Annotated in this window: 11 protein-coding genes; 8 read left to right on the top strand and 3 right to left on the bottom strand. The window is 48.1% G+C overall.

Translation table 11 applies throughout. The annotated features are described in order from the left end of the window. Positions 1 to 111: 111 nt before the first annotated feature. The 7 genes from HGP28_RS07825 (at position 112) to HGP28_RS07795 (ending at position 8,389) form a co-directional block, all read left to right on the top strand. Positions 112 to 1,062 carry an NADP-dependent oxidoreductase gene (locus tag HGP28_RS07825; protein WP_168835910.1) on the top strand — a complete coding sequence of 317 codons (951 nt, stop codon included), beginning with the start codon at positions 112 to 114 and terminating at the stop codon, positions 1,060 to 1,062. Beyond that, positions 1,056 to 1,517 (top strand): YqaA family protein, encoded by a 462-nt coding sequence (locus HGP28_RS07820; RefSeq protein WP_168835909.1) that lies wholly within the window; start codon positions 1,056 to 1,058, stop codon positions 1,515 to 1,517. Before HGP28_RS07825 ends, HGP28_RS07820 begins: the two co-directional genes overlap by 7 nt. A 9-nt stretch (positions 1,518 to 1,526) precedes the next feature. Next, positions 1,527 to 4,385 (top strand): M16 family metallopeptidase, encoded by a 2,859-nt coding sequence (locus HGP28_RS07815; protein WP_168835908.1) that lies wholly within the window; start codon positions 1,527 to 1,529, stop codon positions 4,383 to 4,385. Between the two features lie 197 nt (positions 4,386 to 4,582). Further along, entirely contained in the window at positions 4,583 to 6,151 is a 1,569-nt protein-coding gene (gshA, locus tag HGP28_RS07810) for a glutamate--cysteine ligase (protein WP_168835907.1), read from the top strand. Positions 6,152 to 6,166: 15 nt separating this feature from the next. Then, a complete protein-coding gene (locus tag HGP28_RS07805; RefSeq protein ID WP_168835906.1) occupies positions 6,167 to 6,775 on the top strand; it encodes a transglycosylase SLT domain-containing protein in 609 nt (202 codons plus the stop codon). 47 nt (positions 6,776 to 6,822) lie between these two features. Then, the gene (gene luxS / locus HGP28_RS07800; RefSeq protein WP_168835905.1) at positions 6,823 to 7,341 is read left to right on the top strand and encodes an S-ribosylhomocysteine lyase; all 519 of its coding nucleotides are present in this window, start codon (positions 6,823 to 6,825) and stop codon (positions 7,339 to 7,341) included. A gap of 313 nt (positions 7,342 to 7,654) precedes the next feature. Then, entirely contained in the window at positions 7,655 to 8,389 is a 735-nt protein-coding gene (locus HGP28_RS07795; protein WP_168835904.1) for an RNA methyltransferase, read from the top strand. 32 nt (positions 8,390 to 8,421) lie between these two features. Here HGP28_RS07795 and fdxA read toward each other — a convergent pair whose 3' ends face one another. Then, positions 8,422 to 8,745 carry a ferredoxin FdxA gene (gene fdxA / locus HGP28_RS07790; protein ID WP_168835903.1) on the bottom strand — a complete coding sequence of 108 codons (324 nt, stop codon included), beginning with the start codon at positions 8,743 to 8,745 and terminating at the stop codon, positions 8,422 to 8,424. 215 nt (positions 8,746 to 8,960) lie between these two features. Between fdxA and HGP28_RS07785 the strand changes: the two genes are divergently transcribed. Further along, a complete protein-coding gene (locus HGP28_RS07785; protein WP_168835902.1) occupies positions 8,961 to 10,571 on the top strand; it encodes an NAD(P)/FAD-dependent oxidoreductase in 1,611 nt (536 codons plus the stop codon). A 126-nt stretch (positions 10,572 to 10,697) separates the two neighbouring features. Here the strand turns inward: HGP28_RS07785 and HGP28_RS07780 are convergent, their stop codons facing one another. Both HGP28_RS07780 and HGP28_RS07775 read right to left on the bottom strand, forming a co-directional pair. Further along, positions 10,698 to 11,993 carry an HlyC/CorC family transporter gene (locus tag HGP28_RS07780; RefSeq protein WP_168835901.1) on the bottom strand — a complete coding sequence of 432 codons (1,296 nt, stop codon included), beginning with the start codon at positions 11,991 to 11,993 and terminating at the stop codon, positions 10,698 to 10,700. A gap of 99 nt (positions 11,994 to 12,092) precedes the next feature. Further along, positions 12,093 to 12,887: a cytochrome C assembly family protein gene (locus HGP28_RS07775; protein ID WP_168835900.1), complete on the bottom strand. Its 795-nt coding sequence runs from the start codon at positions 12,885 to 12,887 to the stop codon at positions 12,093 to 12,095. Positions 12,888 to 13,081: the final 194 nt, after the last annotated feature.

The following is a 13,081-nucleotide window of genomic DNA, read 5'->3' as shown; positions in this document are numbered from 1 at the left end:
CCAAAAGAGCCAGTTTGTTAGCGTTATCATAACCTGTTAACCGGGATTCAGTTATAGTCGTAGGGATGCTTAGGCATCCCTATTTTTTTGCATGACAAAGGAGGTAACACCATGGAAAATCAGCAAATTGTGATCAGCAAATTCGGTTCTGCCAATACATTAACTCTGCGAGATGGCGCGCTACCAAGTGCGAGTGCAGGCGAAGTGGTGGTTAAGGTGCTGTTTGCTGGTGTGAATCCTATCGATTGCAAAACTCGCGCAGGGATGGGCTGGGCCGCCGCGCAAAATAAAGACAAGTTACCTTGGGTGCCAGGTTACGATATGTCCGGCAAAGTCGTGGCCTGTGGCGATGGCGTGACGCAATTTTCGGTTGGTGACAAAGTTTGTGGCATGATTGGTTTTCCACTGCGGGGTGGTGCCTATAGCCAATACGTTGCAGTACCAGAGCTTGAACTGAGTCGAATTCCTGATGCCGTAACCTATGAGGCCGCCGCGGCGCTTCCGCTGGCTGGGCTCACCGCCGCTCAAGCGCTTAATAAAGCGGCCGTGAAAGAGGGTGAGCGCGTGCTTATTTTAGCGGGGGCTGGTGGTGTTGGTCACCTTGCCGTACAGATTGCCGTCGCCGCTAAAGCGCACGTATTTGCCACTTGCAGTGACGCTAATTTAGATTACCTTGCAACCCTTGGCGCGACCGCGATTAATTACCAATTTGCTCCGGTGTCAGAACGCTTGCAAGAGGTTGATGTTTTGATTGACCTTGTGGGCGGAGATACGGCTCTTGATGCGTTAAAGTGTTTGAATGACAATGCTCGAGTCGTGACAGTGCCGACCTTAAGCGCCGATTTGATCTGTGAAAAGGCGGCGATGCTCGGATTTGATGCGACAGGCATGTTAGTGACTGGTAATCGTGACCAGCTGGAAACATTGCTCTACATGGTCAGCGTCGGCCTGTTGAAAATCGACGTTGCGCAGACACTCCGTTTACGAGAAGCGGTACTTGCTCATGAAGCGCAAGAGACAGGCCATACACGCGGTAAAATTATATTGAATATGCAATGTTAGATTTTTTTGATTTTTATTTTAGTCAATTGGCGCGGTGGTTTTCTGACTCAGCGCTTTGGGTATTGTTTTTAACTGGTTTTTTGAGTGCCACTTTATTGCCCGGCGGGTCAGAAGCTAGCCTGATTGCGACTCTCTCCCTTAATCAATATTCGGTTGCAACCATTATCGTAGTTGCGACAGCAGGCAATACACTGGGCGGAATGACCAATTATTGGCTTGGTTTATTTCTTCCCAATCGAACTCATCAGCAAAAACACAGTCATAAAGCGATAAAGTGGCTATCGCGCTATGGCTATTGGGGGCTATTGTTTAGCTGGCTGCCTTTAATTGGGGACGTTCTTTGTTTAGCCGCAGGTTGGCTTAGAATGCAGTGGCTCCCATCCATAATTTTGATTGCTATTGGCAAGGCGGCGCGCTATGGCGTATTGGCGGCAATTTATTTCCAATTTATTTAAGGTAACAGCATGAGAAAACTGGCCTTGAGCACGTGTGCCCTAATGGTGCTCGCGGGATGCTCGGTCGCACCAACGTTAAAGGTGCCATTTTTAAACTCCCTTCCAACCGGTGTTACCCTGATCGAAGAATCCAATCCGGAACAGTTGGGTTTGACGATTCCGTATCAAAAATATCAGTTAGAAAATGGCCTGACCGTGATTTTGTCACCGGATGACTCTGATCCGCTCGTCCATGTCGATGTCACGTACCATGTTGGCTCGGCACGGGAAGAGATTGGAAAGTCAGGTTTTGCGCATTTCTTTGAGCATATGATGTTTCAAGGATCGGAAAATGTCGCCGATGAGCAGCATTTCAAATTAATTACCGAAGCGGGCGGTACACTAAACGGCACGACCAATCGTGACCGGACCAACTATTTTGAAACGGTTCCGGCCAATCAACTGGAAAAAATGTTGTGGCTTGAGTCTGATCGAATGGGATTTTTGCTCGATGCGGTGTCGCAGCGGAAATTTGAGAATCAGCGCGATACGGTCAAAAATGAACGGGCGCAAAATTACGATAATCGACCTTATGGTTTGATTTGGGAGCGTATGAGTGAGGCAATGTATGCCGAAGGCCACCCATACTCTTGGCAGACCATAGGGTATGTAGAAGATCTTGACCGTGTTGATGTGAATGATCTTAAAGCGTTCTTTTTACGTTGGTATGGCCCCAATAATGCCGTGCTGACGATTGGAGGGGACATTGATGTTGACGAAACCCTAGCGTGGGTTGAGAAGTATTTTGGCTCGATTCCGCGAGGGCCGGAAGTGGCAGCGGATCAAAAACAACCCGCAACACTGAGCGAGAGTAAGTACATTACGCTTGAAGATCGAATTCGTCAGCCAATGGTGCTTATTGGCTGGCCAACCACTTATATGGGCGAGGGGCAGCAAGCCTCTCTCGATACTTTAGCCAAAGTGCTGGGTAATGGCAGCAACAGCTACTTGTATCAAGACTTAATTAAGACCGAGCAGGCGGTGGATGTTGGTGCCTTTCATGATTGCGCAGAGCTTGCGTGTAATTTCTATGTCTACGCAATGGGTGACTCGAGTGGCACGCAGAGCTTAGCCGCGCTTGAACAAAAATTGCAGCAAAGTATTCAGCGCTTTGCCTCTGAAGGGGTTAGTTCAGAACGTCTTGAGCAAATTATTGGCAAGGCAGAAGCCGATGCCGTTTTTGCGCTTCAAAGTGTCAAGGGCAAAGTATCACAGTTGGCGGCCAATGAAACCTTCTATGGTCAACCAGACCGTATCGAAGCGACGTTGCAGCAATTGCGTGCTGTGACTCCAGCTTCTGTCATGCAGGCGTATCAAGCGTTTGTTGCCAATAAGCCAAGTGTTACTTTGAGTGTGGTGCCTAAAGGCGCGGCGGAGCTTGCTGTTAAACCAGCAACGTTTGTTACGCCACCACGCACTTTGCCTAACTATGAGGCGGTTGATGAAGCCGATTTATCGTATCGCCCCGCCAGTGATGACTTTGACCGCTCACTTGCGCCAAAGGCGGGCGCGCCTGTAGCCGCAAAAATGCCACAGCTCTATTCGCTTCATTTTGCTAACGGAACTGAAGTGCTCGGCGCTGAAAGTGATGAAACACCTACCGTCATGCTGCAGTTTGCGCTTCCCGCTGGTGAGCGTTATGTTGCGCCCGGAAAGGAGGGGCTTGCTCATCTCACAGCAGCAATGCTAAGTGAAGGCACCTCAAATCAAACGATGGAGCAGATCCAAGCCAAACTGGATGCATTAGGCAGCTCGCTGTCGATTGATGCGGGGACGTACACAACAACATTGTCGGTGACGGCACTCGCCCGTCAATTGCCGCAAACACTAGCGATTTTGGATGACGTACTGCGCCATCCTGCGTTTAATCCCGGCGATTTTGCACGTGTTAAAAAACAAGCGGTTGAGGCGCTGATTTACGATCATCAGCAGCCGAGCTGGTTGGCTCAGCAGGCAACACGTCAAGTGGTGTATGGTGATTCACTGCTCGCTCGCTCGCCTGAAGGCACGGCGCAATCGTTGGCCAGCATCACGTTAGAGGATGTCAAAGCCTTCTACCATCAGCATTACACCCCTCAAGGCGCGCAAGTTGTGATTGTCGGAGATATGACACCACGCCAAGTGGAAACTGAGCTGACCTTTTGGCGCGACTGGCAAGGTGAGGCGGCGCCGCTTTATCGTTCGCCAGTGATGGCTTCGGAAGGGGAGAGCACTATCTATTTGGTCGACAAGCCCAACGCACCGCAAAGCGTGATTCGAATGGTGCGAAGAGGTCTGCCCTATGATGCGGTAGGTGAGATGTTTTTAGGTCAACTCGCGAACTTTAATTTGGCGGGCAATTTCAATAGCCGAATTAACCTCAACCTTCGCGAAGATAAAGGTTATACCTATGGCGCATCAGGTTACTTTACTGCTTCAGCCGAAACGGGCGCCGTGGTCTTTTCTGCGCAAGTGCGCGCCGACGCGACCATAGCAGCATTACAAGAGTTGCAGCATGAACTGAGTCAATACAGTGCCGAGGGAATGACGGACGATGAGCTGCAATTTATGCGCCAAGCCATTGGTCAAAATGATGCATTGAACTACGAAACGCCAAGTCAAAAAGCGCGCTTGATCAGTAATATTTTACGCTATGGATTAGACAAAGATTATGTCGCTCAACGTAATGCGATTGTCGCGAATGTTGAAAAAAGTACGTTAAATCAATTGGCTGAGAAATGGTTTAACCCTAATGATTACCAAATTATTGTGGTGGGGGATGCGAAAACCCTTCGTCCACAATTAGAAAAGTTAGCAAAACCAATAGCCGAGCTTGAAATCGTCCGTTAGAGTAACAATCTATGTAAACAAGTTAGTGCAATGTTGCACTCTTGAAAACAGCAATAAACGCCATGGCGAGGGACAACATCACTTGCCATGGTCTTGCGCGCATTGCCGTTTTAGCGCAGGCAGGCGAACAAGATTTTATTGAGCGTTAATAGCATTTGCGATCGCACGCGATCGCCTTGATAGAAGTGAATCAAAGTGTGAATGATTTTGCTACGCGATTGAAAAAAATCGCTCTCCAACCGACCGTATTGCAACAATTTGGCCGTGGGGTCGAGCGAGAAACGCTGCGGTATCAAGCGCCTGGTGCTTTGGCAAAAACGCCACATCCCAAAGGCTTAGGTTCTGCATTCACCAACCATTGGATCACCACAGATTTTGCTGAGCAACTGTTGGAGTTTATCACGCCGGTTTCTCATGATATCGAGACGCTGATGGCGCAATTGGATGATATTCACCACTTCACTCAAAGCCAACTTGGTGAGGAAGGCATGTGGCCGCTCTCTATGCCGTGTTATGTCGAGCATGACACGGATATTATGCTGGCTCAGTATGGCAGTTCGAATCCCGCCAAAATGAAAACCCTGTATCGAGAAGGACTTAAACGACGTTACGGCAGTTTAATGCAAGTTATCTCTGGGGTGCATTTTAACTTTTCGTTTTCCGATGATTTTTGGACGGCCCTGTTTGGTGAGCAGAGCGACAGTGAGCGTCAAGCAAGTCAATCTGAGGCTTATTTTGCCTTGATCCGCAATTACTATCGCTTCGGTTGGTTGATCCCCTTCTTTTTTGGTGCCTCGCCGGCGTTATGTCGCTCATTTTTGGCCGATCGTGAAACTGCACTGCCATTTGAATTACTCAATAACACGCTGTTTTTACCCAATGCAACCTCGTTGCGTTTAAGCGATTTGGGTTATACCAGTAGCGCGCAAAGTACGCTGAAGATCGGCTTTAATAGTCTTGAGCAATACCTTGAAGGGCTGCATGATGCCATTCGTCGTCCTTCCGATCAATTTGCGCAAATCGGCGTTAAAGTACAAGGCGAGTATCGACAGCTCAATAGCAATATTTTGCAAATTGAAAATGAACTTTATGCGCCAATTCGGCCTAAACGTGTAGCGAAAAGTGGCGAAAAGCCATCAGAGGCGCTAGAGCGTGGCGGTGTCGAGTATATTGAAGTGCGCTCACTTGACGTTAACCCATTCAGTCCGGTGGGCATTACCGCAGATCAAGTGCGTTTTCTCGATCTTTTCCTCACTTGGGCGGTGTTATCGGACTCGGATCCTATGGACAACTGCGAGCTTGAATGTTGGCGTTCCAACTGGAGTAAAGTGGTGGTGTCTGGTCGAGAAGTTGGTTTAAACCTCACGATTGGGTGTCAAGGGGAGCAACTTTCGCTGCAGACTTGGGCGCATCGCGTGTTTGATGAACTGGAGTTGATTGCGATTGAAATGGATAAGGCACATGGCAGTGACACATATCAAGACGTGTGCAAAACCTTGCGCCAGTGGATTGACTCACCGGAGCTAACTCTCTCTGGCCAATTGATGGAACAGATCCGCGCGCACGGCGGAGTGGGTAAAACGGGATTTGCGCTCGGAGAGCACTACCGTCAGGCTAATCTCGCTCGACCCTATCAATTTTACACGAAGGCGCAAATGGAAGAGGAAGTGGCTCGCTCAATCGACGCTCAGCAAGCGATTGAGGCGCAATCCGACGTCAGTTTTGATGACTATTTGGCCAACTACTTTGATTATCTCAACGCCTAAGGACAGCAAAGCGATATGCGAGATACCCTAATTCGAACACTTGTGATGGGCGCGGCAATGGCACTGGTTGGCTGCGCGACACCACCACCGCAAAATCAAAACCATGTGTGTGAGATTTTTCGTGAGCATGACAGCTGGTATGACGATGCGGTTGCGATGGAAGAGGAATGGGGCACGCCAATTCATGTGGCCATGGCGTTTGTTAAACAAGAAAGCAGCTTTCGCCATGACGCGCGTCCACCAAAAGATTACTTATTAGGTTTCATTCCGTGGGGTCGCGTTAGCAGCGCATATGGGTATGCTCAAGCGCAAGATCCTGCCTGGGCCGATTTTCAAAAAGCGACCAATTATGGCGGATCACGCACCGACTTTGCTGATGCATTGATGTTTATCGGCTGGTACACCAACGAGACTCGCACTCAGCTGGGTATCTCGCTTTGGGATCCCTATAACCAGTATTTGGCGTACCATGAAGGGCGGGGCGGTTATAAACGGCAAACCTACCGTCATAAGCCCAGCCTACTCAAGGTGGCGCGTAAAGTAGAGCAGCAAGCCAAAGATTATGGTTGGCAACTCAAGCAGTGCCGCAAAGAGTTGGAAGATAATCGCAGTTGGTTTTTTTAAGCCCTGCGTTTGTTTGAATTTAAGGAACGATTTTCAGGAGTGAAAACATGCCATTATTAGACAGTTTTACGGTTGATCACACACGCATGCAGGCGCCTGCGGTACGTGTGGCAAAAACGATGCAAACCCCAAAGGGCGATACGATAACCGTGTTTGATTTACGCTTTACCTTACCTAATCAAGCCATTTTATCGGAAAAAGGCATTCATACGCTTGAGCACCTTTACGCAGGTTTTATGCGTGCTCATCTTAATGGGGATGCGGTTGAAATCATCGATATATCACCGATGGGCTGTCGTACTGGCTTTTACATGAGTTTGATTGGTACGCCAACAGAAGCTGACGTTGCAACGGCTTGGCTAGCGGCCATGCAAGATGTTTTAAACGTTGCCAGCCAAGACCAGATTCCCGAGTTAAATGAGTACCAATGCGGTACTGCTGCGATGCATTCCCTCGATGAAGCGAAGGCCATCGCGCAAACCATTATTGACGTAGGCATTTCGGTCAATCGAAATGATGAACTGGCCTTGCCGGAGTCGATGCTACAAGAGCTGAAAGTGAAGTGATGTTAAAACCTCGGCTTGCCGAGGTTTTTCTTTATTTGGTGAGTAAGATTGAGGCGTGCTCTTTTCCTAGTCCCTAGAGCCTTGCTCCTGTAGTCCTATGGGGAGATTTTGGTTTGTCTCATTCAGTTTTCGACAGCGGCGCTTTTGTAATCACATCGGACGTTGAGCACTGAACCATCAGCAATCAACCACAGGGCCTTAGGGCCAAGGGCCGCTTTAGCTCTTACTCTTCCTCGTCCCTTTCTCTTCGTTCCTCTTCTCCTTCTTTCTCGTCTAAGGTTATAATCGCCGTGATTGAACCTAGGGCAACATTATGATCTCGAAAAACCAACTCAAATTACTTCGTGCATTGGGCCAAAAAAAACAGCGTAAAGCACTCGGCCTGTTTTTGGTGCAAGGTGAAAAAAACGTGCTTGAGCTGGTTGGTAGCGGATTGAGTGTCAAGCAAGTCTTTGCGACGGAAGCTTTTTTGGCGGAAAATCAACACGCATTATCTGGCTATGAATGTGTTGAAGCCTCACTTGATGAGCTGACTAAAGCCAGCACCTTAGTCAGCAATAATGCCGCAATTGCGGTGGTCAATGTGCCAAGCTTTACGTTACCTAACGCCGATGGCTTAATGATCGCCCTTGATGGCGTTTCCGATCCGGGCAATTTGGGCACCATTATTCGTCTTGCAGATTGGTATGGTGTGGAGCACATTATTGCCAGTCATGATTGCGCAGATCCTTATAACCCTAAAACCATCAGCGCCACCATGGGAAGTTTTGCTCGAGTCAAAGTGCATCAAACCGACTTGCCTGCGTATTTAGCTCGCAGTACGTTACCGATTTATGGTGCGTTTTTGGAAGGGGAAAGTGTTCACCGTACCCAATTTTCGGCGGCGGGAATTGTGCTAATGGGCAGTGAGTCTCACGGCATACGAGCGGAAGCTGCTCAATGTGTGACGGACAAAATCACCATTCCTGCGTTTGGTGGTGCCGAGTCATTGAATGTGGCGATGGCCACGGGGATCATCTTAGATAATATTCGTCGTCAGCACAGTTAAATTTATTCAAGATTTACGCTGCGAAATGCGGTTTATTTTTCGAGCATATTTAACTTATTGGGAACCCCATTCCATTTGTCGGCGTCATCCATCGCGGGTTTGACTTCGGTTTGATTGGGCCAGCTTTGTGATAATTCAGCATTGAGTTCAATGAAAATTTTCTGGTCTTCATCAAGCTCATCTTCTTGAAAGATGGCGGCGGCATCACACTCAAACACACACAAACCACAATCAATGCATTCGATGGGGTTGATGACCATAAAATTGGGCCCTTCATGAAAGGCATCGGCCGGGCAGACCGCCACGCAATCGGTGTATTTGCATTGAATACAGTTATCTGTGACTACAAACGCCATGATCGTCCACTCTGAGTCGGTCTAAAAAGTGCAGCGATGATACTTATCCAGCGCCAAATTTCAACTGAGCCGAATTTGGCGAGGCTGGGAATTAGTATGACAGACAATCCAAAGTTTCGTAAAATGCGCGCCATTGTGAGCGGCAAGTATGGCGTTTGAAATCTCATTCCCCCTTCCTTGTTGGCTAAGACACCAAAATAAGACGAGACATCAAAATGATACGTTTAAATGAAATCAAACTTCCGCTCGATCACGCGGAAGACGCATTGCTCGAAGCCATCACCAAAAAATTGGCGATTTCGGCGCAGCAAGTTCTCTCATTCAATGTGTTTAGACGTGGTTATGATGCTCGTAAGAAAAGCAATATTCATCTGATTTATACGCTCGATGTGCTGGTGGAGAGCGATGAGGCTCAGTTGCTCGCAAAATTTGAACGCGATCCTCATGTGCGTCAAACGCCAGATATGGAGTACAAATTTGTTGGAAAAGCGCCGGCAGATCTTACCGAGCGCCCGGTAGTGATTGGCTTTGGCCCTTGTGGTCTGTTTGCGGGGCTTGTTTTGGCTCAAATGGGTTTTAATCCGATTATTGTTGAGCGCGGTAAAGAAGTGCGCGAACGGACCAAAGATACGTTTGGCTTTTGGCGCAAGCGCACATTAAACCCTGAGTCGAATGTGCAGTTTGGTGAAGGTGGTGCAGGTACGTTTTCCGATGGCAAACTTTATAGCCAAGTGAAAGATCCTAATTTTTACGGCCGTAAAGTGATCACCGAATTTGTTGAGGCGGGGGCTCCAGAAGAAATTCTCTACGTGAGTAAACCGCACATTGGTACTTTTAAACTGGTCACCATGATTGAAAAAATGCGCGCCAAAATTATTGAGCTCGGTGGTGAAATTCATTTCAGCACTCGCGTTGATGATTTGCATATTGAAGATGGTCAAATTACCGGCGTCACCTTATCGAGCGGCGAAACGATAAAATCTCGTCACGTGGTATTAGCCGTGGGGCACAGTGCCCGTGATACCTTTGAAATGCTGCATCAACGTGGCGTTTATATGGAAGCCAAACCATTTTCCGTCGGTTTCCGTATTGAGCACAAACAATCGATGATTGATGAAGCGCGTTTTGGCAGTAATGCAGGACATCCATTGCTCGGCGCGGCGGATTATAAGTTGGTGTATCACTGTAAAAATGGCCGCACTGTGTACAGTTTCTGTATGTGTCCTGGCGGCACTGTGGTGGCGGCAACATCGGAAGAAGGCCGCGTTGTGACCAATGGTATGAGCCAATACTCGCGCGCTGAGCGTAATGCCAATAGTGCGATTGTCGTTGGTATTTCGCCTGAGGTGGATTACCCGGGCGATCCTTTGGCGGGTATTCGTTTTCAACGTGAATTGGAATCTAACGCGTACTTACTCGGCGGCGAGAACTATGACGCGCCAGCGCAGAAGATTGGCGATTTCCTAAAAGGCCGCGATCCGAGTGCATTGGGTGATGTTGAACCCTCATTCACGCCGGGCATCAAATTGACGGATTTGTCTAAAGCCTTGCCTCCGTTTGCGATTGAAGCGATTCGTGAAGCGATTCCAGCGTTTGATCGTAAAATCAAAGGATTTGCCAGCGAAGATGGTTTGCTGACTGGCGTTGAAACACGTACGTCATCGCCAGTGTGCATTAAACGCGGGAAAGACTTCCAAAGCGTCAATCTTAAAGGTTTCTACCCCGCGGGTGAAGGCGCTGGGTATGCGGGGGGCATTTTGTCTGCAGGGATTGATGGGATCAAAGTGGCTGAAGCCGTAGCCAAAGCGATACTTGAGCAAGAGTAGAATGATAATAAGGCCAGCGAAAGCTGGCCTTATTGAATCGGCAACGTCAAATTGTTTGAGCCTATCGCCGTTTTGTTTATCGTCAGCCCGTCTCTTTAATGTGGCGGCGATGGGTGTAAGGCTCGTTTACGATGACGCGGGCGTGAAATCACCGAGCGGTTTACTTTTGGGATAAACTCGAACTAACTTGACTCGATTTTCCTCGAGATCAACGATTTCCATCGCATGCTCTGCAACTTGCAAACTGAGATGGCTTTCTGGAATGTGCTCTAAGTGTTCCAAAATAAGGCCATTAAGTGTGCGTGGTCCATCGGTTGGCAAACGCCATTTCAGCCCTTTGTTGATGTCGCGAATGTTGGTCGAGCCTTCGATTAAAAAGCTGCCATCTTGCTGAGGGGTGATTTCATCCGCTAGGCTGGGCGAAATCGACGTGGTAAATTCGCCGACGATCTCCTCAAGAATATCTTCAAGCGTGATAAGTCCGTTGATGTCGCCATATTCATCCACAATCAGGCCAATTCGCTGCTTCTTTCTTTGAAATTTTAGCAGTTGAACATTCAGCGGAGTTCCTTCAGGAATGAAGTAGACTTCATCGGCTGCGCGCAGCAGCGTCTCTTTATTGAACTCATTTTTCTCTAACATAATGCGATACGCTTCGCGCAGCCGCAGCATACCGACCACATCATCAATATTGTCGCGGTACAAAACCACACGCCCATGAGCCGAGTGAGTGAGTTGGCGTACGATAGATTTCCAATCGTCATTCACATCGATGCCGCTAATTTCATTGCGTGGCACCATAATGTCGCTCACCGTCACGTGTTCGAGATCCAAAATAGAAACCAGCATATCTTGGTGACGAGAGGGGATAAGATTGCCTGCTTCATTCACCACAGTGCGCAGCTCATCACTGCTTAGTTCGTCTTTGCTCTCTTGCGCGGTATTGACACCAAGCAGCCGAATGAAGCCATTGGTGATGAGGTTAACTAACGCCACCAATGGCGCAAGTAATTTCATTAGAGCGGTGAGAACAATGCTACTGGCAAAAGAGACACGTTCGGGGTAGAGCGCCGCAATGGTTTTTGGCGTAACTTCGGCAAACACCAAAATGATTAAGGTGAGAGCGCCCGTGGCAATGGCAACGCCAAGATTGCCGAATAAGCGCATACCTAAAATGGTGGCAATCGCGGAGGCGAGAATGTTGACCAGATTGTTGCCAATCAAGATGAGACCAATAAGCCGATCAGGACGTTCAAGCAGGCGCTCAACGCGTTTAGCGCCCTTATGACCTTGATTAGCAAGGTGCTTAAGTCGATAACGGTTCAGAGCCATCATGCCAGTCTCTGAGCCGGAAAAATAACCTGATATGACGATAAGACACGCGAGTAGCGTCAATAAGATACCCGTAGAGATGTCGTCCAAAACTTACCCAATCCTTGTGCTGTATGGTCTCACTGTGCGCTATTGAAGCTAAGTTGTCAATTGGACGTTTTATCGCCAGTCAATCTAATTTTCTCTGCGTTAGCTGAGAATGATCTCGCGCACAAAGCGGCTACCGAAATACGCCAAGGTAAGCAATGTGGCGCCGACAATGGCGAACCACGTCACTTTTTTACCTCGCCAACCTTGCTGATAGTGGCCCCACAGCAGCACCGAATAAACCACCCACGCCATGAAAGATAAAATGGCCTTGTGACCTTTACCTTGAGCGAACATATCGTGCACAAAAATAAATCCAGTTAGCAAAGTGGCCGTTAATAAGAGGTTGCCGACGAGAATGATCTTAAACAAATGGCGTTCAATCAGCATTAACGGTGGCATATTGGGGTTAATCGCCAGTGATTTTTTACTTTTTAACCGATTATCCAGCCATGCCAGTTGTAATGCGTACAGTGTCCCTATCGTCAATGTGGCGTATGAAAACAGCGCCAGTGAAATATGAATCAATAACTTAGGGTCGTTTTCTAAATGATGCAGAAAAGTGCTGGGAAGATGGTTTGCGGCCGTGAGATTAATCGCGGCAAAACAGTATGCGACAGGAAGCAAAAACCATAAACGCTGTTTGAGCATGGCGGCACTCAGAACCAGCGAAATGATAAAACTGATGAGTGATGCGACATTCAAAATACTGAGATTTTGGCCACTGTCATTAAAGATAAGATCGCTTAATAGCCAAGCATGACAAATCAGTGCTGCGGTTGCAGCCACAAGCACGATACGAATTTTTATCCCCGTTTGTTGTGCAAGGCCTGGCACAATAGTGGCGATGGCCACCGCATAGAGTAAAGCAGCAGCGACGGCGATAATAGAGTCCATAATTTTAGGTAATATTCCAAAAGTCAGTGGCCGCATTATATACGAAGTGATGAGGTGTGTTGACCTTTCGCACCGTTTTTTGTGGCGGTTTGTGAACTGTTTATATCCTAGCTCTCACGACTTAGGTGTAACTCAATCTTTGGCTAAGGTATACTCATTCTATTGTTTGCCTGCATGGCAGCCAAATGACGCTT

Origin of the sequence: Vibrio agarilyticus (assembly GCF_012641465.1) — a bacterium.
Taxonomy (GTDB): domain Bacteria; phylum Pseudomonadota; class Gammaproteobacteria; order Enterobacterales; family Vibrionaceae; genus Vibrio; species Vibrio agarilyticus.
This window is presented reverse-complemented; position numbering and strand designations above follow the sequence as displayed.

What these genes read in the sequence shown, in the direction of transcription:
- HGP28_RS07825 (WP_168835910.1), top strand. Translation starts at nt 112, where the DNA reads ATGGAAAATCAGCAAATTGTGATCAGCAAATTCGGTTCTGCCAATACA.
- HGP28_RS07820 (WP_168835909.1), top strand. Translation starts at nt 1,056, where the DNA reads ATGTTAGATTTTTTTGATTTTTATTTTAGTCAATTGGCGCGGTGGTTT.
- HGP28_RS07815 (WP_168835908.1), top strand. Translation starts at nt 1,527, where the DNA reads ATGAGAAAACTGGCCTTGAGCACGTGTGCCCTAATGGTGCTCGCGGGA.
- HGP28_RS07805 (WP_168835906.1), top strand. Translation starts at nt 6,167, where the DNA reads ATGCGAGATACCCTAATTCGAACACTTGTGATGGGCGCGGCAATGGCA.
- luxS (WP_168835905.1), top strand. Translation starts at nt 6,823, where the DNA reads ATGCCATTATTAGACAGTTTTACGGTTGATCACACACGCATGCAGGCG.
- HGP28_RS07795 (WP_168835904.1), top strand. Translation starts at nt 7,655, where the DNA reads ATGATCTCGAAAAACCAACTCAAATTACTTCGTGCATTGGGCCAAAAA.
- fdxA (WP_168835903.1), bottom strand. Translation starts at nt 8,745, where the DNA reads ATGGCGTTTGTAGTCACAGATAACTGTATTCAATGCAAATACACCGAT.
- HGP28_RS07785 (WP_168835902.1), top strand. Translation starts at nt 8,961, where the DNA reads ATGATACGTTTAAATGAAATCAAACTTCCGCTCGATCACGCGGAAGAC.
- HGP28_RS07775 (WP_168835900.1), bottom strand. Translation starts at nt 12,887, where the DNA reads ATGGACTCTATTATCGCCGTCGCTGCTGCTTTACTCTATGCGGTGGCC.